General features: G+C 42.8%; 25 protein-coding genes. 9 read left to right on the top strand and 16 right to left on the bottom strand.

Translation table 11 applies throughout. From position 1 onward, the window contains the following. Nucleotides 1–11 precede the first annotated feature (11 nt). A complete protein-coding gene (locus tag ACG9ZB_RS03735; RefSeq protein WP_419324223.1) occupies nucleotides 12–872 on the top strand; it encodes a bifunctional transcriptional activator/DNA repair enzyme AdaA in 861 nt (286 codons plus the stop codon). Between the two features lie 37 nt (nucleotides 873–909). Here the strand turns inward: ACG9ZB_RS03735 and pyrE are convergent, their stop codons facing one another. Then, nucleotides 910–1560, bottom strand: a complete 651-nt coding sequence (gene pyrE / locus ACG9ZB_RS03730; protein ID WP_004691742.1) for an orotate phosphoribosyltransferase — start codon at nucleotides 1558–1560, stop codon at nucleotides 910–912. A 39-nt stretch (nucleotides 1561–1599) separates the two neighbouring features. Between pyrE and ACG9ZB_RS03725 the strand changes: the two genes are divergently transcribed. Next, nucleotides 1600–2418, top strand: a complete 819-nt coding sequence (locus ACG9ZB_RS03725) for an exodeoxyribonuclease III (RefSeq protein WP_062031929.1) — start codon at nucleotides 1600–1602, stop codon at nucleotides 2416–2418. 452 nt (nucleotides 2419–2870) lie between these two features. Next, nucleotides 2871–3221, top strand: a complete 351-nt coding sequence (locus ACG9ZB_RS03720; RefSeq protein WP_419324220.1) for a Spx/MgsR family RNA polymerase-binding regulatory protein — start codon at nucleotides 2871–2873, stop codon at nucleotides 3219–3221. Nucleotides 3222–3271: 50 nt separating this feature from the next. Here the strand turns inward: ACG9ZB_RS03720 and ACG9ZB_RS03715 are convergent, their stop codons facing one another. Next, nucleotides 3272–3709: a DUF2147 domain-containing protein gene (locus tag ACG9ZB_RS03715; protein ID WP_058951520.1), complete on the bottom strand. Its 438-nt coding sequence runs from the start codon at nucleotides 3707–3709 to the stop codon at nucleotides 3272–3274. Between the two features lie 155 nt (nucleotides 3710–3864). On the opposite strand from ACG9ZB_RS03715, the gene ACG9ZB_RS03710 reads away from it, so the two are divergent. After that, a complete protein-coding gene (locus ACG9ZB_RS03710; protein ID WP_419324218.1) occupies nucleotides 3865–4776 on the top strand; it encodes an alpha/beta hydrolase in 912 nt (303 codons plus the stop codon). Nucleotides 4777–4848: 72 nt separating this feature from the next. On the opposite strand, the gene ACG9ZB_RS03705 is transcribed toward ACG9ZB_RS03710, so the two are convergent. Beyond that, on the bottom strand, nucleotides 4849–5415 hold the full coding sequence (locus tag ACG9ZB_RS03705; protein WP_419324216.1) for an FMN-dependent NADH-azoreductase: 567 nt from the start codon (nucleotides 5413–5415) through the stop codon (nucleotides 4849–4851). Nucleotides 5416–5640: 225 nt separating this feature from the next. Between ACG9ZB_RS03705 and ACG9ZB_RS03700 the strand changes: the two genes are divergently transcribed. Then, on the top strand, nucleotides 5641–6873 hold the full coding sequence (locus tag ACG9ZB_RS03700) for a GGDEF domain-containing protein (protein WP_419324214.1): 1233 nt from the start codon (nucleotides 5641–5643) through the stop codon (nucleotides 6871–6873). 227 nt (nucleotides 6874–7100) lie between these two features. On the opposite strand, the gene ACG9ZB_RS03695 is transcribed toward ACG9ZB_RS03700, so the two are convergent. From ACG9ZB_RS03695 to ACG9ZB_RS03675, 5 genes are all read right to left on the bottom strand, one after another. Further along, on the bottom strand, nucleotides 7101–7442 hold the full coding sequence (locus ACG9ZB_RS03695; protein ID WP_419324514.1) for a glutathione S-transferase: 342 nt from the start codon (nucleotides 7440–7442) through the stop codon (nucleotides 7101–7103). A gap of 33 nt (nucleotides 7443–7475) precedes the next feature. Further along, on the bottom strand, nucleotides 7476–9302 hold the full coding sequence (dsbD, locus tag ACG9ZB_RS03690; protein WP_419324212.1) for a protein-disulfide reductase DsbD: 1827 nt from the start codon (nucleotides 9300–9302) through the stop codon (nucleotides 7476–7478). Between the two features lie 19 nt (nucleotides 9303–9321). Continuing rightward, nucleotides 9322–10092 (bottom strand): transporter, encoded by a 771-nt coding sequence (locus ACG9ZB_RS03685; protein WP_419324211.1) that lies wholly within the window; start codon nucleotides 10090–10092, stop codon nucleotides 9322–9324. A 14-nt stretch (nucleotides 10093–10106) separates the two neighbouring features. After that, nucleotides 10107–10649, bottom strand: coding sequence for a hypothetical protein (locus tag ACG9ZB_RS03680; RefSeq protein WP_004978318.1), 543 nt, complete (start codon nucleotides 10647–10649; stop codon nucleotides 10107–10109). Nucleotides 10650–10788: 139 nt separating this feature from the next. Further along, the gene (locus tag ACG9ZB_RS03675) at nucleotides 10789–11163 is read right to left on the bottom strand and encodes an HPF/RaiA family ribosome-associated protein (RefSeq protein WP_004691760.1); all 375 of its coding nucleotides are present in this window, start codon (nucleotides 11161–11163) and stop codon (nucleotides 10789–10791) included. A gap of 687 nt (nucleotides 11164–11850) precedes the next feature. On the opposite strand from ACG9ZB_RS03675, the gene ACG9ZB_RS03670 reads away from it, so the two are divergent. Together ACG9ZB_RS03670 and ACG9ZB_RS03665 are read left to right on the top strand one after the other, a co-directional pair. Further along, nucleotides 11851–12582, top strand: a complete 732-nt coding sequence (locus ACG9ZB_RS03670) for an outer membrane protein OmpK (RefSeq protein WP_178904722.1) — start codon at nucleotides 11851–11853, stop codon at nucleotides 12580–12582. A gap of 97 nt (nucleotides 12583–12679) precedes the next feature. Beyond that, complete coding sequence (locus ACG9ZB_RS03665; protein ID WP_419324209.1) at nucleotides 12680–13186, top strand: N-acetyltransferase family protein; 507 nt, start codon at nucleotides 12680–12682, stop codon at nucleotides 13184–13186. On the opposite strand, the gene ACG9ZB_RS03660 is transcribed toward ACG9ZB_RS03665, so the two are convergent. Further along, nucleotides 13175–13681: a DUF1877 family protein gene (locus tag ACG9ZB_RS03660; protein ID WP_419324207.1), complete on the bottom strand. Its 507-nt coding sequence runs from the start codon at nucleotides 13679–13681 to the stop codon at nucleotides 13175–13177. The genes ACG9ZB_RS03665 and ACG9ZB_RS03660 overlap by 12 nt on opposite strands. A gap of 196 nt (nucleotides 13682–13877) precedes the next feature. Between ACG9ZB_RS03660 and ACG9ZB_RS03655 the strand changes: the two genes are divergently transcribed. After that, nucleotides 13878–14600 carry a hypothetical protein gene (locus ACG9ZB_RS03655; RefSeq protein ID WP_419324205.1) on the top strand — a complete coding sequence of 241 codons (723 nt, stop codon included), beginning with the start codon at nucleotides 13878–13880 and terminating at the stop codon, nucleotides 14598–14600. Between the two features lie 73 nt (nucleotides 14601–14673). On the opposite strand, the gene urtE is transcribed toward ACG9ZB_RS03655, so the two are convergent. The 7 genes from urtE to ACG9ZB_RS03620 form a co-directional block, all read right to left on the bottom strand. Further along, on the bottom strand, nucleotides 14674–15372 hold the full coding sequence (gene urtE, locus ACG9ZB_RS03650) for an urea ABC transporter ATP-binding subunit UrtE (protein ID WP_419324203.1): 699 nt from the start codon (nucleotides 15370–15372) through the stop codon (nucleotides 14674–14676). A gap of 10 nt (nucleotides 15373–15382) precedes the next feature. After that, nucleotides 15383–16201, bottom strand: a complete 819-nt coding sequence (gene urtD / locus ACG9ZB_RS03645; protein ID WP_419324201.1) for an urea ABC transporter ATP-binding protein UrtD — start codon at nucleotides 16199–16201, stop codon at nucleotides 15383–15385. Continuing rightward, nucleotides 16198–17271: an urea ABC transporter permease subunit UrtC gene (urtC, locus tag ACG9ZB_RS03640; RefSeq protein ID WP_419324199.1), complete on the bottom strand. Its 1074-nt coding sequence runs from the start codon at nucleotides 17269–17271 to the stop codon at nucleotides 16198–16200. Before urtC ends, urtD begins: the two co-directional genes overlap by 4 nt. A gap of 4 nt (nucleotides 17272–17275) precedes the next feature. Then, entirely contained in the window at nucleotides 17276–18907 is a 1632-nt protein-coding gene (gene urtB / locus ACG9ZB_RS03635; protein WP_419324197.1) for an urea ABC transporter permease subunit UrtB, read from the bottom strand. 96 nt (nucleotides 18908–19003) lie between these two features. Then, nucleotides 19004–20287, bottom strand: a complete 1284-nt coding sequence (gene urtA / locus ACG9ZB_RS03630; RefSeq protein ID WP_419324195.1) for an urea ABC transporter substrate-binding protein — start codon at nucleotides 20285–20287, stop codon at nucleotides 19004–19006. Between the two features lie 376 nt (nucleotides 20288–20663). Then, nucleotides 20664–22544 (bottom strand): DNA topoisomerase IV subunit B, encoded by a 1881-nt coding sequence (gene parE, locus ACG9ZB_RS03625; protein WP_419324193.1) that lies wholly within the window; start codon nucleotides 22542–22544, stop codon nucleotides 20664–20666. A 14-nt stretch (nucleotides 22545–22558) separates the two neighbouring features. Next, nucleotides 22559–23134 (bottom strand): YqiA/YcfP family alpha/beta fold hydrolase, encoded by a 576-nt coding sequence (locus tag ACG9ZB_RS03620; protein WP_078388343.1) that lies wholly within the window; start codon nucleotides 23132–23134, stop codon nucleotides 22559–22561. Between the two features lie 240 nt (nucleotides 23135–23374). On the opposite strand from ACG9ZB_RS03620, the gene ACG9ZB_RS03615 reads away from it, so the two are divergent. After that, nucleotides 23375–24706: a hypothetical protein gene (locus tag ACG9ZB_RS03615; RefSeq protein WP_419324191.1), complete on the top strand. Its 1332-nt coding sequence runs from the start codon at nucleotides 23375–23377 to the stop codon at nucleotides 24704–24706. Nucleotides 24707–24813 lie beyond the last annotated feature (107 nt).

The raw sequence follows: 24813 nt of genomic DNA, 5'->3' as shown, positions 1-24813 counted from the left end.
CACGAGTAATCATGACAGAACATACCAACTACACACGTGTGGCAAGGGCGATTGAATACATTGAACAAAACTTCAAACAGCAACCCAGTTTGGCTGAGATTGCAGAACACGTTCATTTAAGTCCTACACATTTTCAGCGTATCTTTAGCGAATGGACAGGTATTAGCCCGAAGAAATTTCTACAATATATTAGTGTGGAATATGCAAAGTCGGTTTTGAAAAATCATACAGAAAATCATATTTTTGCAGCAACCTTTGACACGGGCCTTTCTAGTACCAGTCGATTGCATGATTTATTTGTCCAAATCGAAGGGATGACGCCCGCAGAATATAAACAGGGCGGTGAAGCACTCCACATTCACTATAGTTTTGCCGAAACCATTTTTGGCTCCGTCATTATTGCCTCGACCCCTAAAGGGATTTGTCATATGGCCTTTACCGAAGCAGATCGGGATGCATTGACCTATCTGAAAAAACAGTTCCCACGCGCGACATTTATTGAAGATCAGGATGAATTACAACGCAAAGCGCTCGCAATTTTTCAGCAAGATCAAAACAGCTTATCGGAGATTAAACTGCATCTGAAAGGCACCGACTTTCAGCTCAAGGTTTGGCAAAGTTTGCTTAAAATCCCCATGGGACGGCTCAGTAGTTATGCACATATTGCTCAAGAGATTGGGCAAGAGCGTGCCTCACGAGCGGTCGGAACAGCCATTGGTAACAATCCTGTTGCCTTTTTAATTCCATGCCATCGAGTCATTCAGTCTTCAGGACAACGTGGCGGCTATATGTGGGGGACAACACGTAAAACTGCGATGATTGGCTGGGAAGGGGCGCATAGCCAAACACTAGCCGAAAAAGAGAGCGAATAAAAAAGGAAGCCGAAGCTTCCTTTTTTTGTTTCAACGTTTAGACGCCATATTTCACGCGGTAGGCTTCCATTTTTGCTAAAGCTTCTGTTTCACCTTTAGCCTCTAAATAATTCATCAAATCTTTCATGGTCACCAGTGCATGCACAGGAATTTCCAATTCTTTTTGGACTTCTTGAATCGCAGAAAGTTCACCTTGACCTTTTTCTTGACGGTCTAATGCCACCAACACACCTGCAATCTGCGCACCTGCATTTTTCAAAATGGTGACTACTTCACGGATCGCTGTACCCGCAGTAATCACGTCATCAATAATCCAGACTTTTTTGCCTGCAACAGATGCACCAACCAAGACCCCGCCTTCACCATGATCTTTGGCTTCTTTACGGTTAAAACCCCAAGGCACACTTACCCCATGATTTTGTGACAAAGCCACTGCTGTTGCAGCAACAAAAGGAATCCCTTTGTACGCAGGACCAAAGACCACCTCAACATTGTTGCATTCAGTCAGTTTGGCTGCATAGCCAGACGCGAGTAATGACAAGGCTTCACCGTCATTAAGTAGACCGGCATTAAAAAAATAAGGACTCACACGACCCGATTTTAAAGTAAACTCACCAAATTTAAGCACGCCACGTGATAATGCGAGTTCGATAAAAGCTTGAGGGTTAAATGTCGCTTGCGTTGTCATGCGGTGCTCCGTATTTTCAAATTGAGGTAAGACTTGCGCATGATACCAAAGAGTAGCTATCCAAGTGATCAAAAAATTTTACGTGTGGTTTCAATTAACGTAAATGGTCTACGTTCTGCAGAAAAAAAAGGGATTTTTGATTGGATTGCCACATCAGATGCTGATGTGATTTGCATGCAAGAATCTCGCATCACCCACGAACAATGGACCGATAAATTTAAACCTGAAGGTTGGCATACTCACCTGTTTCCTGCTGAACGTCCAGGGTATGCTGGCACTGCTATTTATAGCCGTCTACCGTTTGTTTCAGTCACGGATGGGCTTGGTTTTGAATTGGCCGATTCTCAAGGCCGCTTTATTTCGGCTGAGTTTGACTTAGGCTTAGACCAAAACGTGCATATTTGTTCACTGTATTTACCATCGGGTTCTTCTGGTGAAGAAGCACAAGTACGTAAGGACCACTTCTTAGAAGAATACAAACAAATTTTGAAACAATGGCGCGATGAAAATAAATCCGTGATTGTCTGTGGTGATTACAACATCGTACATAAACGCATCGACATTAAAAACTGGTCGGGCAATCAAAAAGCATCAGGCTGCTTACCGCATGAACGCGCTTGGCTCGATCATATTTATGATGAACTTGGCTATGTCGATACTTTCCGTGAAGTACGTCCAGAGGCTGAGCTTTATTCGTGGTGGTCAAACCGTGGACAGGCCCGTGCGAAGAACGTGGGCTGGCGCATTGACTATCAAGCATGCTCACCTGACTGGAAAGCCCGTACAGTCAATGCTTGGGTCTATAAAGAAACATGGTTTAGCGACCATGCACCTGTCATTATTGACTACAAAATCTAGAAAAATTTAAGTATTTAGTTCACATTCAGTGAACATTTGTTTACTGAATATGGGTTTTTAACCTACATTATCTGCCGTTTTTTGAGTCTTTTTCTGATCAATCAATCAGTGCATTATGTTTCCACGGCAAAGGGACGATGTCAGGATGACAGCACAAGGACAGGACGCCGTAGGATGAAATTAAAACGAACTATGGATATAGTTAGTTTTCAAGGATGTGACAATGGACGTTGTAATGAGACCCGCATGATCAGGATGATTAAATGCGGGTTTTCTCTTTTTTATTCTTTGCCTTTTTAAAATTTCTTCTTTTGTATTCTATTTTTCTTTGATTTAATTCTAAAACGCTTTTATGACAAGACGATGACGCTATTGGCTTAAATCGCGACACTAGAGCTGCTCTGCTTTTTCCGTTACTCTAAACCCAGCTTAAAATTCAGAAGGGTTTTTCCATGTTAAACGTGTATGGCATTAAAAATTGTAATTCAATGAAAAAAGCATTCGACCTACTGAATGAGTTAGGTTTAGCGTATGACTTTCATGATTATAAAAAACAAGGCATTGATGCTGCGACTGTCAAAACATGGCTCGATCAGATTGGGGCAGATGTGGTCCTAAATAAGAAAGGTACCACTTGGCGTAAGCTGACTGAAACAGAACAAGACACTGCTTTAGCTTCAGAGCCAGGACTGATTGATGCTCTCACAACCCATCACAGCCTCATCAAGCGCCCCGTGATTGCAACGCCCGATGGTTTTATTGTAGGTTTCAATGAAGATGCAATTCGTGCCCTAAAGGCATAACAAAAAACAAAAAAGCCGAGCAATTGCTCGGCTTTTCTTGTTGGATGAGATTAGTTCGCGCGAATCCAAGTTTGGTTACGGCCAAGTGCAGCCACGCCAATATAACCACGAAGCTCTAGTTTTTTACCACCAGCAGCAATGTTGCCTTTTAATTTATAAGTTTTGCCCGTTTGCGGATCTAAAATTGATCCACCGTCATAGCTTGTACCACCTGCGTTTTTCAGACCATGTACAATCGTTAAACCTTTCAACGATTTGTTTTTGTATGGGCCTTCACACTTGGTACAGGCATTTTCTTCACCTGGTGTCAAAATACCTTGAATACTCGCAGTTAAAGTTCCATTTTTTTGCTCAGTAAATTTAACCAATGCTTTCGCTTGTTTAGTTTTGTCATCAATCGTTTTCCAAACAGTGCCATTCAGCGGATCTGCTGCATGAGCTAGAGCGGTTAATCCTAGTACGCTTAACGCAAGTGCAATTTTTTTCATTTTTGTCATTTCCCTAGTCTAGTATAGACGACTATCATTATTAAAAAGTCACAACAATTTTTCAATTTTTCAATGTGACCAATTAGTGTAACCTTGTAAATTATGTTGGTAAATACACAAACTCAAGGTAAAACAAATAACAAAATGGAATAACTATGAAGATTGCCGATCCATGGAAACAAATCATTACAGAACACTTGTTAAAAACCACGATTCGAACCCCAAGTCGCTTTAGTCTCCCCCCCAGTAGTCAGCGTTTTCTTCTTGAACAAATGTGTCGTGCATTTCCGCTCAATAAGTCGATCCAGATTCGTCCTCTACGTCTTGCAGGCCTGCGTGCGGAAGAGTTAAAACCTGAAACTGAAGCCACTCAGCTCATTTTGCATATTCATGGTGGAGTTTTCTTTTTAGGTTCAATGAATACCCACCGTGCGTTTGTCTCTGACCTTGCAGCCAGTACACAAATGCAAGTCATTCACCTTGACTATCCGTTGTCACCAGAACACCCCTATCCTGAAGCCCTTGATGCGCTGTTTGATGTTTATCTGCTGTTATTGGAGCAAGGGATACAAGCCAAAGATATTATTTTATCGGGGGATTCATGTGGTGCAAATTTAGCGCTAGCCTTGGCTCTGCGAATTCGTGATGAGCAACGCCCTCAAGTCAGTGGATTAATTCTACTTTCGCCATTTTTGGATTTAAGCTTAACCAGTGAATCTATTCGCTATAACAGCAAGCTCGATGCACTGTTATCGATCGAAGCCCTTGAAACAGGCATCGACTATTATGTTCCAGAGCAAATTGACCCAGCGGACCCGCTCGTTTCACCTTTATTTGATGATTTAGCAGACCTCCCGCCAACCCTTGTACAAGTCGGTTCGAAAGAAATTCTCTTGGACGATGCCCAGCGGTTTAGAGATAAAGCGACCAAGGCTGGCGTAGACGTGACATTTAAACTTTACACAGGCATGTGGCATAACTTTCAAATGTTTAATGCATGGTTTCCAGAAGCTAAAATGGCTTTGGATGATATCGCAACGTTTGCTCAAGCGCTCGACCAAGACTAGACACATTCCACATAAAAAAAGGTCAGCTGAACGCTGACCAAATGAGGAATCATGGAACTACAGTTATTGTTATTAGATTGCTTGCACCTGCGCTAAAGCTGCTGCAATGGCTTTGTCTTTCAGCTCTGGGCCCATATTCACGCCTTCAGCACGAATGATTTCAACATCGGTCACACCAGTAAAATTAAAGACAGTTTTTAAGAAGCTTTCTTGGAAGTCAACAGGACTATTTTCACCATAGACACCACCGCGACTACTGGCAATATAGGCTTTCTTGTCACCAGCCAAACCGACAGGGCCATTTTCCGTATATTTGAAAGTACGACCTGCAACACTAATGCGGTCAATCCATGCTTTTAAAGTCGACGTAATCCCGAAGTTATACATCGCCGCACCAATCACCACAACGTCCGCATCTAAGTACTGTTGAATAATACGTTCGCCTAGAGCCGATTGTTCTGCATTTTGACCCATTAAAATTTCTGCATCTAAATGTGGAATCGGTTGCGTTGCCAAATCCAAATATTCAACCTCAACTTGCGCATGCTTTTCGCTGAGTCGCGAAACAATGGCTTGGCTCAACTGACGAGACACAGAAGTATCCGCCATAATACTTGAATCGATGTGTAAAACTTTCATGGTATGTTCCAACATAATCTTTATTGAATAGATGCATTTTAAAATAAGATTATCCTTAGAATAATAGGCCTATTCAAAACACTATGTTCTAAAAATAGAACACTTTTCCCTTTTTATAGGGATATTTTTTCTATGATTTTAGATGCTATCTTTAAATTCAATTTTAATAATTAATTACACTATTTAAATTTAAAAGAATATGAAAGTAGAGGATAAAAAGATTGAATGAATTCACTAGCCTCCAGCTCTAAAAAATTAAATAAAAATAAACTTTCTCACTATTTACTGGAAGAGGAAGTCATCATGAATTGGAGCACCTTGAAAAAGTGCATTCTGATGTTGGTTTTGGCTTGCATTATTCATGTTGCTTGGCTCGGTTGGGATAGCTTTATCCTATTGAACCCGCAATATTGGCAGGTGGTCAATCTCGATATTGTACGCATCCAATTTGTACTGAACTCTATCTTTTTACTGACCTTGTCAGGACTGATTTATCCCTGCTATGTCTTACATGATCACGTCTGGGTGCAGCGTTTTTTACCCTATGTCGCGATCGGGATTTTTGTCATTTCTCTTTGCCAAGACAGCTATTTCGTCGGCGTATTAAGCCCAATGACTATGATTACCTACATGTGCTTGCTGACCGTGGGTTTAGTCCTGTTTAAACGCAAAATCATTTATATCATGCTGATTCCCGCAACCAGTTTTTTGGTCTTCTCAGGCTATCTCAGTTTTATAGATGTCATACCCTACTCTCCACTTTTCACCATTAACGGTAAGCTGTTTTATAATGGATTTTGGTTATTTTCAATGCTGTATTTCATTGCCCCTATTCTTGTCACTTGTCTGATTTTGTTTGAAATCTTACTCAGTCAATGGCGGCATCGTGAGCGACTGATTCAACGTTTAAGTCAGACCGATCCACTCACCAACGCGTTGAACCGCTGCAGTATTAACCAAAGCTTAGATGAGTTGCATCATGATAAAAATTGCCCCTATGCCATCGTGCTTTTAGACCTCGACCACTTTAAAAATATCAATGATCAATTTGGACATCGTATGGGAGATATGGTTCTGATTGCCGTAAGTCAAAAATTAGGCCTTCATTTGCGTGAAAGTGATGTAGTGGGCCGTTTTGGGGGTGAAGAATTTATACTCATTTTAAAGCAGTCCTCTGCCCTTAAAGCTCTTCAAATCGCGGAACGTTGCCGTGCAGCCATTGAAGATTTAGTGATTCAAAATGAAGATGGACGTGTAATTCGCATTACTGCCAGTTTCGGCATTGCCCTAGCGACGGATAAATGGAAACCGCAACAGCTTTTGGATCAAGCAGACAAAGCACTCTATGCCGCTAAAGCCAGTGGACGTAATCAAATCAAATGCTATTTAGAAATCAATCCCGGTGAGATCAAATATAGCGCCGTATGTGCAGACACACAGCATGTTTCACCTAACTAAACTGCTTCTGCTCGTGCTGCGTCAACCTATTGTGTGACCGCCGGATGCTGCATAATGTGTTGCATATACTGCTGGCTGCGTTCAGATACAGCTAGTGCATAACTCTTGAAACGCATCACCAAAGGTGCATAGAAGGCGTCGGCTATAGAAAAATCACCAAATATAAAGGTATGCTCATCCGCACGCTGCGCCCATAGAGCTTGCCCCTCAGCTATGCTGTACTGCGCTTAAATATGCATTGGACACAATTGGCATAGTGACATAAAACTACTGTGCATCTCAGCACTGATACTCTGTGCTTCTGCTCTCAAATAGTCAAGCTTGGGCCATAGGGCTAAATTTGGATTTTGCTGGGCCAAATATTCACAGATGGCTAAAGAATCATAAATTTTAAATTCACCCACATCCAATACGGGCACTTTAGCATTGGCATGAATCTGAGACATTTGCTGCTTAAAGGTCGGGTCTTCTACATCAAAGCGAATCAGGATTTCTTCAAAATCTAGATCAAATGCAGTCAAGACCAACCATGCTCGCACCGACCAACTGGAGTAATTTTTATTGGCAATATATAAACGTTACATCCCTCGCTCTGCTTCAGGTTAAAAACGTTGTAACTGAGCTAAAAGTTCAGCCTCAGTAAATGCACCGGTTAAACGTAAACCACGAATTTCTTGTTGTGAGGCATCTAAGAATAAATAGGTCGGTGGTCCTAAAATATCCCACTGGTTTAAAAGTACTTGATGAGTTGCATCGTAATGACTCAAATCCAATTTAATCAAATAATATGGCGCAAGCGCTTGCTGTACCTTTGCAGACTTTAATATACGGTGTTCAATCGGCTGACAAGCAACACACCAATCCGCATAGACATCGACAATGATCTTTTGACCTTTTGGTGCTTGTGACAAGAGCTGCTTAAACTCCGTTGCCGTCGCTGCCACATGCCAACGCGCAGATGCAGCCACTGGCGCTTCAAAAAAACGCTGACTCTGCTGATATTGGCTATAGGTAATGTACGTCCCGCCAATGACTAGAGCCACGATGTACAGCATACGCAACTGAGTTTTATGCCACATCAAACGATACAACACATAAATAATAAAGCTCAAGCCTAGCAGCAGACTCAGTGCTTGCATCCATGTTTCAGAAAGCAAAGGACGCACAAAATACAGCGCTAAAGCCAACATGATGAAAGCAAAGAATACCCGAACCTGATTCATCCACAGCCCAGCACGAGGCAATACCTTAGCACCCAGTACGCTTGCCAATAACAATGGTGTACCCATACCAAAGCCTAAGGTGAACAACAAAATTGCCCCTTGCCACTGGCTTTGTGTTTGCGAAATAAACAGTAAAGCACCTGCCAAAGGTGCCGTCATACACGGTCCAACTAACAGCGCAGAGATCATGCCCATAATCGCAGCACTGATCAGACTTCCACCCTTTTGCATAGACTGGATATGATCGAGTTTATTCACCACGGCTTGCGGCAGTTTAAGTTCAAACAAACCAAATAGATTGAGCGCGAATAAAACAAAAAGAATGCTAAAAGCAATCAGGGTGGATGGCTGTTGTAACCAACGCTGGAAGTTCAAACCCGCAGATGAGGCCACCAAACCCAAAATGGCATAGACCATGGCCATACTGCACACAAAGACCAAGGCAATCATCCATGCTTTCAGGCCTTTGCTATCGCGAATAATTAAAGAGGTTAAAATCGGCAACATCGGTAAAGAACACGGCGTAAACGCGAGTAATATCCCGAGGCCAAAGAACAATAATAAACCATAAGCCAATGAGCTTTTGGCTAACTCTTCAGACCAAATTTGATCTTGCGCAGCAATCGCATCAGAAGCTGTTACAACGGGTTCAGCAGTGACTGTGGGGTTGATCGGCTCAAATTGCGGATTCGATTGCGCGGCTAAATCTAACAGTCGTTTTGATCCACCTGCTTGGTCTTGTAGGCGGACTAAACCATTGACATCCGTTTTAAACTCAATGCTTTGCGGTGGATAGCAAATGCGATCTTTGGCACAACCTTGCCAAGTCACCTTATAAGTTTGCGAAGCCTGTGTGTCTAAGTCAAATTGCACTTGTTGATAATAAACTTGGGTATGGCCATAGTTTTCATCATACAAATCATGCGCAGGCGGTAGCTCAAGCTTAAGGGGCTGACCCGCCTGCTGCACTTCAAATTTGTGCTGATACAGATAATACTGTTCAGGGATATTCCAGTGCAGTTGAGCGGTATGCTCAGTCGTGGATTCCACTGTAAATGGAAAAGCATCTTCAGCTGATAGGAGTGGAGTTTCTGCATGAACGTTTAGGATGCTGGTCCAGATACACAGATTGATGATCAATACTGACAGTCCCAGATACCACGTTTTGCCGCTCATCCCCTGTTTCAGATGAAGATGCTTTTTCATAATATGTTCTTTTTTCTAATTAAAATAAGTATGAAACGCCAAGTCCTGAATAATAACTTTTATTTGGACCATTTAAGTCAATACCAACACTTGCGTCCAACTGCATCCGATTATTCACCGCATACATGACACCTGTACCGAGCGCATATTCATTGTCTTGACTTTCTGCTTTACGATAAACCAATTCAGAAAAACCGCTGAGTTTATCGGTAAATTGATATTCTAAAGTCGGAATTGCAGAAATGGCCCAATCACTATTTTGCACTTCATAACGCATGGTGATGGATGTCGACACGAGGTCGCTATAATCGTATGCCACCACAGATGACAGACTATAAATATCATCTTCATTGGTGAAACCATCATTACCTGTGGCAATAATCGCTTCAGCCAGTACCGCCATAGTCAAGCGTTCATCATCCAAAGGAATCGCCGCTTTCACACCCACACTGACATCACCCAAACCATCTGTTTCAGACTTATTGCCTGCCACTTTCATTTGTTGCCAAGAGGGCCCAGCCCAACCCAATTGCAATTCGATGTTTTCAGCTAAACCTGTGCGCAATAACATATCTGCATTTAAGCTGGTGGTTTTGACTTTTTCACCATCAGCCGTGGTCGATTCAGCATAGTGCGCATTGGCCAAGCCCTGCTCCCAAGCCAACTGCCCCACAGGCGTAATCCCTGTCCCTATGCCCGAACCTGGGCGGTCAAAGGAAAAATCTGCAGCCATCGCATTCATACTGAACCCAGCGGCTACACATAAACCTAAATGTTTTAATTGCATCATGATGATCTCGCTGTTTAAGCTAATTCTTTTGTCATTTTTGCACCATGCTGACGAAGCAACTCTAAGGTTTGCTTTTCTTCAGCCAATGCTTCGGCCCAATTAATTTCGTCAAACTCACAATCAAAGAATAAATCGCTAATGGAGGATAAAATAGTTAAGCCATCTTCATCTTTGGTGTTTGGATCGACTTTTTCGTCCAATAAACGTTTGACCGCTGGCGCACATGCAGCACTTGCCGCATCCCAAAGTGGGCCATAAATTTCTTCTGTATCCCACAAATGCAAGTTTGCTTTGCCATGAATCAGTTGTTCTAAAATATCTAAATGTACCGCTAGAGTCTGTTGTTTTTCTTGTTCTGACAGTGGTGCACCTGCTTCATACGCTTCGCAAATCGCTTCCCACCATTTGAATAAGCCGTCTGACCAGACAGAAATCACAGGTCCTTTTTCAGGATCGATAAAATTGAGACTTAACCCATCGGTCAATAGACGTTGAACTTGTTGAAGATCTAATTCTTCAAGTGCTTGCACGAAAGCTTGTTGTTGCGCGGTTAACATGTAGATGATGCTCTTCAATTCAGTTTATTCTATTATGCCGAATAAACGGGACATTTGTTATCCGTAATGTTGGATAAAAGTGAGTACTCAGCATTAAAAAAGCCCCTGATTGAGGGGCTTTTTTTAAATTCGGTGAGGTTTAATCTTCCTCATCATCAACCAGGCCATCATCCTGATCTGCATATACAGGTTGGCCAGCACGTGGTTTATCATTTTTTTCAAAGGTATGTTCTAAACTACGTTTAAGGCGATCGATCGCGCCATGAATCGCAGTATCGACATTATGACCTTTATGATTTACAACCACGGGTTTTAAACCTGCTGGACGCGCTTCAATCATACATTGAATGTCGTCATCTCCGCCTTTATGGCTATTGGCATCACTTAGATGCACTGAAAAGTGGGTAATGCGCTCACTGTGACGTTGAAATTCTTGATTCAGCTCTTCGCGTATATAACTAATTAAGCGGTCACTATTTTGAATGTTTTTATCTGTACGGATTTCTATGTTCATAAAATAACATCCTCTCTCTTTCTTTATTCGACTCTTTTTTTGTACGAAGATTTGTATCTCTTGGCACACTTGTAACTTACTGTTTTAACAGTATTCGACCATCTTCAATTGCTTTGGAATGTAACCTCCATCGATTGAATGATGAACACTTTTGAGTCTGCAGATCTGTGTCCTTCTCCTTTGAATATCGGGCCTAACTGAAAATTATGCAAGTGATATTTTTAAAAAAATATGAAAAGGATACTTATTGTGACAAGCCCTTACTTGCATGGCTAAAAACAGCTGGATTTGATTCCATCTTCTAACTATTTACATGACTTCATTGGCTAGAATGAACAAAAAAATCTAATGATTACGATAACTTCAATTACGGCAGGAATGACTGCAAACATCGATCATTCTTTGCAAACATCCCCAAATAAGTGCAAACTCTGTTCCATTCTAGGATTTTCCCGAGCTATATCATGTCGATATTGCTAAATTTATTATTCAATCACCTAACATTTTTTCCAAGAAGGTCCATATCAAATTAAGTGTCATGCCTGAAAGGCAACATTAAACCATTTGGTAAAAAAAGTATGAAAAATGGCTCATTTTGATATCTATCTTCCATGATGTTCGTCAAATTTGGCTTTATTTTTGCTTAATAATCGGTATCCTGTATCAGATTTTTTTGGGGAAATATTCATGAAACTGACTCAAATTGCTGCTTTCGTAGCATTATCTTCTGCTGCGGCAATTTCTCAAGCTGCACCGATTTGGCAAGACTTTAGCTTCACTGGTTTATATGGTGAAAACTACAAATCACCATTTGTGACTCAAGACGAGAAACTTGAGCAAACAACCATTACTGCAGAATATGCAGCTGGCTTCAAATATGGCGATTTCTTCGCTTTCGCTGACCGTACCAACAACGATGCTGATGGCAATGAAACTTACTTTGAAGTTGCACCACGTTTCAGCTTAGGTGCGATGACAGGAACTAAACTTGAGCTTGGCCCAGTTAAAGATGTGTTAGTTGCAACGACATGGGAAGGCGGTGAAGGTTTCAATAACTACCTCTATGGTATTGGTTTTGCCTTAAACGTGCCATATACACAGTATGCAAACATCAACTTCTACAAAGCAGATAACGACCTGACTGATGATGATTATCAAATGACCATCAACTATGCAGTACCGTTCAAACTTGGTTCTGAAGACTTTTTAGTTGATGCCTTCCTTGACTGGTCAACTGCTGAAGATGACCATGCAAGCGAGTTAAACTGGACTAGTCAGTACAAATGGAATGTAGGTAAACACATTTCTCCAGATACACGCCTATACGTGGGTATCGAGCACTCAGTTTGGAATAACAAATACGGCTATAAAGGCGTTGACCAAAATGACGTAAGTGCGTTAATTAAATACCACTTCTAATTCACTTTTGTGAATATCCAAAAGCAAGACTTCTGTCTTGCTTTTTTTTATGTAAAAGCAGCATGATAACCCTCCCAACGCATACAACCTTGCCTTCATGTCTTTTCTCATTCGTCCGGCTACTGAACACGATCTGCCCGAGATCCAAAATATTTATAATGCAGAAGTCTTACATGGCGTGGCCACTTGGAATGAACATGCCTATGATTTAGCGCATTTCCAAAAACAACTACTACACTTTCAACAAAACCAATTTCCATTTTGCGTGGTGGAAGACCAAGAAACGCAGGCCATTGCAGGTTTTGCAGACTATGCCACTTTTCGCAATTTTTCAGGCTATCGTTATACCGTTGAGCACTCGATTTATATTTCACCCAACTATGCACGTAAGGGCTTAGGTCAACAGCTTTTAGCGTATTTGATTGAACAGGCAAAATTGCAGCACATGCATGTCATGGTTGCAGGAATTGACCACGCCAATCTGGCTTCAATTGCTTTACATGAAAAGTTTGGCTTTGTACAAACTGGCTATATGCCCCAAGTCGGACAGAAGTTTGGGCAATGGCGTGATCTGGTGTTGATGCAACTGCTGTTAAATCAGTGAGATTGGCGTTAGATTGTCACTGGTGACGCTGATCACGGCATATGTATGCTTGGCCGCATGTTCATAAAAGTTTCTGAGCTGAGCAAAGATTAAACTCAACTCAGCAAATTGCAATTCAATCGATTCGCTCTGGATGCCATGTTCCTGTTCTAAGCGTTTCAAACAATTGGTTTGCATATGCTTTTTAAAGTCTTCGATATCCAGTTTTTCTAAAACCTCTTGGACTTCAACCACACGCACCGCGGTGTTATAACGTACCTCTGTAAGTTGTTTTTGGCGCTCTGCCAAGTGATGCTCGGCTTGCACACTCAAAGCCAGTAAAGAAATGCCAGACTTAAAACTGCCTTGCAATAGGGTCTGTAAGATTTTCCAGTTTTTACCTAAAAGCAGATGTGATTCGATGTGCTCCGAATTCAGCACATCGTCGACAGAAATAGATTCTAAAATCAACGTTTCCAAAGCATTCGGTGGAATACTTAATAATAATGTGTCCATATGGCTGCTCTTATTTTTGTTGCTTTGCATTAGCTTAGCGCGTCTAAAAGCACACTGCTCAAACAATTTGTATGAGTAATTTTTCAGTTTCCATTATCCCACTATTTTGAATAATTGCGAGCCTCTAAAGATTGTCCCTTTACTTCGAATAGCTCCCTATGTTTTATTCAAAGCATAACGAAAATGGAATCAAATCATGCTTAAGTATCCATTCTTGATTGGACTTTTGACTGTAAGCACACTCGCTTCAGCAGACGATACCTTTGAACAAGAACTTCGCCAAGGTTGTGCCAAAGTCAAAAGCTCTGCCAGCACTGGTAAGAAATTTTATGATCAAAAACAATATCAAAAAGCGTTAGAGCAATTTCAGTATCAGGCGACCTGGTCTTCTTTTTGTTTAATGAATCAACCTGAAAGTGGTGTATCCCTCAGTGAACGTGATGTCGAAATTGCCAACAACAATGTCGGTTTAAGTTATAGCAAGTTGGGGAAACCGCTTTGGGCCAGAGCATGGTTTTTGCGTGATGCTGAGTCTAAATCCAGTCAATTTAATTTAAAGCAACTGCCACCCCCTAAACAATCAACAACACTGGCAGGCAAATATGTACAGTATGCAGGTTTTGGGCAGTGGAATCAGATTAAGATAAAACCGCTTAAGAATGTATATCAAATTGAATTTAATGGTCTTTATATGGGACTACGCAGTCTCATCTATGGCCCCAATATTGGCGAATTTGAAACCACAATGCCGCTCAATCGAACTCAAGCGCAATATCAGGTCGACGACTGTAAAATTAATTTAAAGTTCGCCTTCGATCCCAAAATGGGACACACCATCCGTGTCAGTGAAACCAATACCATGAGCTGTGGTTTTGGGCACAATGTTTCGGCAGACGGTATATTTCTAAAAGTAGACTAAGATCGCGATACAATATTCAATATTTTCATCATTCTCCCCCTCTCCCTTTGGAAGAGGGGGAGAATAAAAAAGCTTAAATCGCTACCAATTCTCGAATACCTTTTGCAGGCATTTCACAGCCTACCCCTTGCGCAATCACTTGCCCACGGGCCATGACGGTATATGCATCGGCCAGCTCCTCGGCAAAATCATAAAACTGCTCGACCAAAACCACCGCCATGTCGCCGCCATCCGCCAGTTTACGAATCACTCGGCCAATGTCTTTGATAATAGAAGGTTGAATGCCTTCTGTAGGCTCATCCAAAATTAACACTCTAGGCTCTGATGCTAAAGCACGCGCAATCGCCAGCTGCTGCTGCTGCCCGCCTGATAAATCCCCGCCTCGGCGGTGCTTCATTTCATTTAATATGGGGAAAATTTCATACAAATGCTCAGGCACTTTTCGAGTTTTCGCTCCCTTAAACTTGGCCATGCCAATCAGGATATTTTCTTCAACTGTTAAGGTTGAAAAAATATCACGCCCTTGCGGCACATAAGCCAAACCTGCACGCACGCGTTGCTCGGGACTCATTTTTGAGATGTCCTGACCATCAAGTAAAATCTGTCCAGACTTAATCGGTAAAATCCCCATTAAACATTTCAGTAAAGTCGTTTTTCCAACGCCATTACGCCCCAGCACCACGGAGCACTCTCCTACAAGTGCTTGAAAGGAGACATCTCTTAAAATATGGCTGCCACCGTAAAACTGATTGACGTCTTTGACTTCTAACATGGTCGGCTCCTTAACGTCCTAAATATTTCTCAATCACATCTTCATTGGCCTGTACCTCAGCCAATGTACCTTCGGCTAATATCGCTCCTTGAGCCAGTACCGTCACTTTTTCACTGATGGTGTCGATAAAGCTCATATCATGCTCAACCACCACCAAAGTGTGATTTTTCTTTAACTCTAAACATAGCTCAGCTGTTCGTTCCGTTTCGGCATCGGTCATACCGGCCACGGGTTCATCGAGTAGGATCAGCTTAGGACGTTGCATAAGCAGCATGCCGATTTCCAACCATTGTTTTTGTCCATGTGACAACAGTCCCGCAGGTTTATGTACCCACTCTTCTAGGCGAATTTGCGCCAATGACTCATCTAAAGCCAGCTGTGCGTCTGGATCTAGTTTGCTGAAGAAGCTTTTCTTCACCCGCTTATCTTTGGGTGCAGCGAGTAGCAAGTTTTCCATCACGCTAAAGTTTTCAAATACCGTTGGTTTTTGAAATTTACGCCCAATGCCTGCTTCCGCAATTTGCTCGGTACTCATCTTGGCCAAATTATAGTTTTGCCCAAAAAAAGCGGAGCCTTCCGTCGGTCGGGTTTTGCCCGTAATCACATCCATTAGTGTGGTTTTACCTGCCCCATTGGGCCCAATGATGCAGCGTAGCTCCCCTTCTTGGATGTATAGTGATAAATCATTTAAGGCACGAAAAGCATCAAACCAAACACTAACTTTTTCCAAGTACAGTGCAATCCCATGACTGAAGTCGGCGCCTTGTTCTTTGGGACGTCCATAGCCGTCTGAAGCATGGCCACCATGAGGTTGTATTAGCTCACTCATTCGCTACGCTCCTTTTTAAAACGGTCAAACAGACCAATGACACCTTTGGGTAAAAAAATGGTGACCACAATAAATAAAGCACCCAAGATCAATAACCATGCTTCTGGATAAGCCACGGTGAAATAGGTTTTCACGCCATTAATTAACCCTGCACCCAAAATTGGGCCAATCAAGGTGCCACGCCCACCCGCAGCCACCCATACCGCCATTTCAATCGAATTGACAGGGTTCATTTCACTCGGGTTAATAATGCCAGCCTGAGGCACATACAAAGCTCCTGCAATACCTGCAATCACTGCGGACAGCACCCATGCAGAAAGCTTGTACCACAGCGTGCGGTAGCCCAAATACTGCAAGCGGTTTTCACTGTCCCGAATCGCTCCCAGCACACGACCGTAGGGTTTATTCATGAGATGACGCAACCCCAAAAAGCACAACATCAACACCAAAGCCGTTAAGGAACATAAGGTGGCACGCATGGGAGCAGAAGTGATATCCATGCCTAAAATAGTCTTAAAGCCTGTAAATCCATTGTTTCCGCCAAAACCTGTTTCATTGCGGAAGAACAACAGTGCCGCAGCAAATGTCATGGCCTGCGTAATAATCGAGAAATACACGCCTTTAATTTTGGAACGAAAGGCAAAGAAACCAAAGATGAAGGCCACCACACCAGGCACCAACACCACCAAAGCCAAAGCCCATAAGAAATGATTGCTGCCCACCCAATACCACGGCAGTTCAGTCCAGCTTAAAAAACGCATAAAGTCAGGCAGACTATCACCCGCTGTCTGGCGCATCAGATACATACCAAACGCGTAGCCACCGAGTGCAAAGTACAAGCCATGGCCTAGGCTTAAAATGCCTGCATACCCCCAAACCAAGTCTAGTGCCAAAGCCACCAGAGCCAAGCACATGATTTTGCCAATCAAGGTGACCCAATACGCAGAGAGATGAAAGGCTGAATCTACTGGTAACAAATGTAACCAAGGCAGGATCAGCATCACCGCAAAGCAGACCGCAATAGCGAACGCACTATAAGGTTTATCGGAAAATAAAGAAGTGATTTTCATGCGCTTACTCCACAAAACGGCCTTTGATGGCAAACAAACCTTGTGGACGTTTTTGAATAAACAAAATCACAAGAACCAGTAGAATAATTTTCGCAAGAACAGCCCCCATCCCAATTTCAAGGACCGTACCGCTGATCCCTAAACCAAGCGCCGCCAGCACAGCTCCCCAAACTTGTCCTACACCACCTACCACAACAACCAAGAAAGCATCGATAATATAGTTTTGACCCAAATCAGGCCCAACATTGCTCACTTGTGCTAAGGCACAGCCTGCTAGACCAGCCAGCCCAGAACCCAGACCAAAGGCAAACATATCGATACGGCTAGAGCGAATACCGACAGCACGTGCCATTTGACGGTTTTGTGTTACGGCACGAACAAACAGACCAAAGCGAGTTTTATTGAGTAGGTAAACCAACAGCAGTAGCACCGCAACCGTAAACACAATGATGGCAATCCGGTTATACGGCAGCATCAAACTTGGGCTTAAGGCAATCCCACCCGATAACCATGAAATATTCGAGACTTCGACATTTTGCGCGCCAAAAATCATCCGCACCAATTGCATCAAAATCAGACTGACCCCAAAAGTGGCCAACAAGGTTTCAAGCTGACGACCATATAGTGGTCGAATTACCGTCCGTTCAATCAACATGCCAATTAAGGCGCTCACCAAAAAGGCAGCAGGAATGCCAGCAATCAAATACCAATCGACATAGCTACCCAAGTAGGTCTTAAACAGGCTTTGCACCACATAAGTAGTATAGGCCCCAATCATAATCAACTCACCATGCGCCATATTAATCACACCCAGCAGGCCATAAGTGATGGCTAAACCGAGTGCTGCTAGCAGTAAAATACTAGCTGTACTGAAACCGGAAAATACATGTCCAGTCCATTCACTGGCTTGAATGCGGGTTTTAATCTGACTTTTAGCATCTAGCAAAACAGCTTTGAGTTCTGGGTTCAAATTTGATTGAGTTAAAGCCTGCTCAACCAGTGCCAGCACCTCGGGACGGTTGGAATCGGTAAGGACTTTAGCAGCCTGAATTTGGACTAAAACATCTGGACTTTCAAAGTCGAGGCGCGCTTTAAGCTGTGCCAAGCGCTGTTTAACTTTATTATTTTGTTCATGCAAATAGAGCTGATTAATCTGCACAACATTCAGTTCAGACAGATTATTTTCTAAAATATCAATGGCTGCTAAACGTTGGGCAGATTCTTCAGATTTTAATTTGGCCTGTGCCTGTCCAAAGTTTAAGGCTTTACGTAAGGTGTTGACTAAAGTGACCTGAGACAAATCCCCCGGCCAAGTTTCAATCACTTGCTCATCGGGATAACGTAATAATTTTTCATTATTTTTTAGAATATACGTCGTGCCTACACTGTCCCGATACAGCTCATCATTGTCGATCAGTGCCACCAATCGATCAAATTCTTCAATCGTCCCCGGCCATTGGTTAAGCATGGCACGGCGCTCAGCAAACTCAGCTTTGACAAAACGTTGAATCGTATCATTCGATACTGATACGTTTTGGGTCTGAGCAGAAAGTTGTACCTCTTCAGCCCAAACACTGCTGCTCACAAGCTGTGCCATTGCGCACAGCAGTGCAGCACAAAAAAATTTAAGATTCATAATATGACGTCCTTAAGCTTGTTTAAAACACCCCACATCGAGATGTGCTTACTGAAAAGCCCACAGCGATCGCAGCAGGCTCAATGCTTAAGAAAATTATTTAGGAATGTACGGACTCCAAGGTTCCGCCTTAATCACATTTGGTGTTTTATAGACCACGTCAAACTGACCATCACCTCGAATTTCACCAATCATCACTGGTTTTTGTAGATGATGATTTTCAGCATCCATTTTTAAGGTATAGCCTGAAGGTGCTTTGAACTCTTGACCAGCCATCGCAACGCGAACTTTATCAACATCGGTACTACCTGCCTTTTCAACCGCTTGCTTCCACATATTAATGCCCACATAGGTGGCTTCCATCGGATCATTGGTCACGATTTTGTCAGCATTAGGCAGCTTATACTGCACCGCATACTGCTTCATTTTATTGACAAATTCAGTATTGGTCGGGTTTTTCACCGACATGAAATAGTTCCAAGCAGCCAAATGTCCAACCAATGGTTTGGTATCAATACCACGGAGTTCTTCTTCACCCACAGAGAAAGCCATGACTGGAATATCCGAAGCTTTAATGCCTTGGTTACCTAACTCACGATAGAACGGCACGTTAGAATCACCATTGATGGTTGAAATGACCGCGGTTTTCTTACCTGCAGCAAATTTCTTCACATTACCAACAATGGTTTGATAGTTACTATGACCAAAGGGCGTGTACTCTTCCATGATGTCCGCATCGGCCACACCTTTGGACTTCAAAAACGCACGTAAGATTTTATTGGTGGTACGTGGGTAGACATAATCCGTACCGAGTAGAACAAAGCGCTCTGCTTTACCGCCCTCTTCGCTCATCAAATATTCCACCGCAGGAATCGCCTGTTGGTTCGGTGCAGCGCCTGTATAGAAAATATTTTTCGACTGTTCCTGCCCTTCATACTGCACGGGATAGAACAATAAACCATTCAACTCTTCTACCACAGGTAACACTGACTTACGCGATACCGATGTCCATGCGCCAAAAATTACTGCCACTTTATCTTGGGTAATGAGTTGTCGTGCTTTTTCAGCAAATAAAGGCCAATCAGATGCTGGATCCACCACTACAGGTTCTAATTTTTTACCCAGCACCCCACCATTGGCATTAATTTCATTGATGGTCATCAAGGCTGTATCTTTGAGTGAGGTTTCAGAAATTGCCATGGTGCCTGACAGAGAGTGCAAAATTCCGACTTTGATAGTGTCACCACTGCTCACTGCCGCTGCTGGCTCAGACGTTGCTGTTTCCGCTTTCTCCGCAGGTTTTGAACAACCTGTCAAAGCAATAGTCCCCATTATTGCAGTTGCAAGGAATGTTTTCGTGAGTAATTTTTGTTGGAACATCTTGATTTTCTCCAAACTTGAAACTTAGGGTGCATTTTGCAATGCATGATTGTTATTCGCGCTATGAGTGCCAATTCAATTTCTATGCCAAGCAGGATTTTAGGATATACAAATCATTATCAAATTTTTAATTATTTTAATATTTATCAATAATTTATTAATTTTAAAATGCACTGTATTTTAGGTAGATTTTCGCTCAGAGGACTACTTTTCTGCATACAAACTTGTATACATCATGTGTTCCAAATCAATTCATTTCTCCTAATTCAATCGATTGAATGAAAAATTTTGCACAGATTAAGCGCAATCTTATTGCCCATCTGCGCAGCAAAAAGCCCGCAATGTGCGGGCTTTTTGCTTTTGTCCTTAGCAGTGCTTAAACCACTAACTCGGCCAAGTTACCTTTCTGCTCTAACCATTCTTTACGGTCACTGGAGCGTTTTTTTGCCAGTAATTTGTCCAATAAACCTGCGGTAAAATGACTGTCATCCAAATCTAACTGCACCAAACGGCGTGTATTTGGATCCAACGTGGTTTCACGCAGTTGGCTTGCGTTCATTTCACCCAAACCTTTAAATCGAGTAATTTGCGGGTTCTTGGTTTTGCATTTTTTCAGCATGCTTTCGAGCTCGTCATCGTCCAAGGCATAGTGCACATCTTTTGCATCATCAATTCGATACAGCGGTGGCATCGCCACATACAGATGTCCCTCTTCAACCAAGATCGGAAAATGTTTCACAAACAAAGCACACAGCAGCGTCGCAATGTGTAGACCATCCGAGTCAGCATCGGCCAAAATACAGATCTTGCCATAACGTAATTCGGATAAATCATCCGACCCCGGATCGACCCCGATCGCAATGGCAATATTATGCACTTCTTGCGAAGCCAAGACTTCATCAGAAGAGACTTCCCACGTATTTAAGATTTTTCCACGAATAGGCATGATCGCTTGGAAGTTTTTATCACGCGCCTGCTTGGCTGAACCACCCGCAGAATCACCTTCCACAATGAACAGTTCAGACTCTTCTAGGGTATGTCCAACACAGTCTGACAGTTTTCCGGGTAACGTTGGCCCTGCCACAATTTTCTTACGTTCGACCTTCTTCGCAGCTTTCAGACGACGACCTGCTTTTGAGATCGCCATTTCCGCCAACTGCATGGCAATATCGGAGTTTTGGTTCAACCAAAGTGCAAAAGCATCTTTAGCAATGTTTTGAACAATGCCTGACGCTTCACGGCTAGATAAACGCTCTTTGGTTTGGCCTGAAAACTGTGGCTCTTGGAACTTCAACGACAAAATATAGTTCACACCATCCCAAACGTCTTCAGCCGACAGCTTCATATTGCGTGGCAGCAAATTACGCAGTTCACAAAACTCGCGCATCGCATCAGTCACACCTGCGCGTAAACCATTCACATGGGTTCCGCCCTGCGCCGTTGGAATCAAGTTCACATAACTTTCTTGGACCAATTCGCCGCCATCGACATTCCAACAAATAGCAAATTCCGCACTGGCACGCTCGGCATCTCCTGTTGCCACAAAGGCTGGATGAGGCAGAATCTCACGATTCTCAATTTCATCCATCAAATAATCGACGAGGCCATTTTCAAACTGCCAAACGATTTTTTCATCATTGATTTGGTCAACGTAATTGATTTGCAAACCTGCCGCCAAAACGGCTTTGGCTTTTAAGTTGTGCTTCAGCGCTTTCAGAGCGAATTTCGGTGAATCAAAATATTTGGCTTCAGGCCAAAAGTGAACGGTGGTTCCTGTCGCACGTTTCGGAGCTTTGCCTTCTAACACCGTCAAGGGCGCAGTCGGTTCGCCCTGCTCAAAGGCCATTTGATAGAGGTTACCTTGACGTTGAACCTCTACTTCGACTCGGCTAGATAAGGCATTTACCACGGAAATGCCTACGCCATGCAAACCACCTGAGAACTGGTAGTTGTCGGTACTGAATTTACCCCCTGCATGCAGTTTGGTCAGGATGATCTCGATCCCGCTTTGACCGTATTCAGGGTGAATATCGACAGGCATGCCACGACCATTGTCTTCCACCGACAGCGAACCATCTTTATAAACGGTGACGGTAATTTTGTTGGCATGACCAGCCAGTGCCTCATCGACTGCATTATCAATAACCTCTTGCGCCAAATGGTTTGGGCGTGTGGTATCGGTATACATGCCGGGACGACGACGTACCGGATCTAAACCAGATAATACTTCAAGCGATTGAGCCGTATATTGAGACACGTTGTACTGTTTCCTTATTTTAAGCAGTCCGATAAAAACTGTAATGCCATCGGTATTTTGTCTGCGAAATCTTCCATCGCATGATTGCCTTGCGTTTCCGAGATCACGAGCGCCGCGCCATTATAATAGCGCTGTGCTTCACGATAATCCAAAACTTCATCGCCTTGTTGCAATAACACTAAAATTTTGTCTGCATCTTGCACAAATGGCAGTTCAATCTGCTCTAAATAGTCTAATTGTGCATCATCGAGCGTCCAATGTTCATTGACTCTATAGGGCAGTTGAGTCGCACCAAATAGATCTCGGAACAAATGCCATGGTTGCATAGCTGGATTGATCAGCACAGCCGGTACTGCCAGCTTCGCGACCAGTTGTGTCGCATAAAACCCACCTAAGCTACTGCCTACCAACACCACCTGATCCAACTCCTGAATCAAGGCGGCCAATTTTTCTAAGGCCAAATGTGGCGGCATGTTCAAATCTGGCAAATGCACGTGCCACTGTGGACGAGATTCGCAATAGCGTTTCAGCAATTGACCTTTAATCGATAAAGAACTGCTTTGAAAGCCATGTAAATAAATAATATTCATCCTGTACATTTACTCTTCTACATCATTTTTATTGAACTCAAAAGAGATGGCATCTGCTGACTGTATTATTTTGTATGGATATAAAAATTGTCAGACAAAAAAATAAGGTCATCTGTGTATTCATCGCTATTGTAAAAGTTGTTCGAGATGAATTAGATAAGCTAGAGTGCTAAGAATTTATACCGTGATCGTTGAAAAAAATAAAGTCCCTGCCGACACAGAAACTCAAGGGTAGAAAAAATGCCAAGTTTAACGCCTCTGCACGAGACCTATTGTAAATGGGACCGTACTCCTCCCAGCCAAGCCGACCTGCTTGAAGGGATTGCTCAGTTGGTGACAAACCGCTTAGGCGATGTCGTCCATGATTTAATTCAGGCCATTCAACGTGAAATTTTAATCAGTTTATTTGGAATGAATGAAACCAGTTCCAAGAAGTTTCTGTCGACACGGTCAATTGAAAAAATTTACCAATTTTCCTTCAATACCCTGCAAAACTACGGTAGCTATTTATTGGCGCCAAGTTTGCGTCATATCATTGAAAAATTTCCAAATTTGCATCGCAAACCCTTAACCCCAAACATGCATTATTTAGTTGGGGCACTGAATGGTGTTTTGGGTGACTATTTACTCAAATACCATAATCCTGTGGCACTACCGATGGTGCTATATGATCATTATGGCGCTGTCCAACAAGGTGAGTTATCTGGCCGCGTGGTGATTATGGTTCATGGTCTATGCATGAACCATTTGTACTGGAGTACGGCGCGTTATGGCGGTATAGGGGAAAAACTGCTGGCGCAACGTGCACAAAATACCATGCTATATCTCAACTACAACACGGGTCGTCGTATTTCAGCCAATGGGCGTAGCTTTGCTAACTCACTACAAGACTTACTCAACCGTAACCCACGGATTAGCTCGATTGATCTGATTGGGCACAGTATGGGCGGACTGGTTTCGCGCAGTGCGCTGTTCTACGGCAAACAAAATATGCAAAGTTGGATTCATGTGGTGGAAAACATGGTCTGTATTGGTTCTCCGCATCATGGTGCGGCTTTAGAACGTTTTGGCTTTCATTTGCAGGACAAATTGGGACGTTTCCCTTTTGTCAAAATTATTGGACATATCGTCAACATTCGCAGCAACGGTATTTTAGACTTACGTCATGGCAGTGTACGGGATGATGACTGGGAGCATAATGAAGCGCGTATTGGTCATGTTGATGACAACCGCAAACCTGCCCCCTTACCCTCCCATATCAATACCTTCTTAGTGGCAGGTACGATTGAGTTTGAACATCGCAAATATCGTGCGCTCAATGTGATTGGGGATTACTTGGTCAGTGTGAAAAGTGCCTTAGGCGAGCATATGAATCCGCGCTTTCAACTCAAAGTCCCTGATTCACATAAAGCCATTTTCTACGGCTTAAACCATTTTGAGCTACACACCCATGCCAGTGTTGCCGAACAAATCGTCAATTGGTTCTATCCAAATCCAACCGAAACGGAATATGGTCAAGTGCATGAATACATGATCGGGTTTGATGATTTGGAGGGCATTGCACTCACCTAAACCATTGATATGTCTTGTCCTGAAATAGATTGACAGTATTCCACTTCAAACCGAGTTAAGCAATTAGCTCGGTTTTAGTTTGCTCATACATCTGATTCGGGGTGTTC

It is taken from the genome of Acinetobacter johnsonii (assembly GCF_048551975.1).
Taxonomy (GTDB): domain Bacteria; phylum Pseudomonadota; class Gammaproteobacteria; order Pseudomonadales; family Moraxellaceae; genus Acinetobacter; species Acinetobacter johnsonii_A.
The sequence above is the reverse complement of the archived record's forward strand: the minus strand, read 5'-3'. Positions and strand labels throughout refer to the sequence as shown.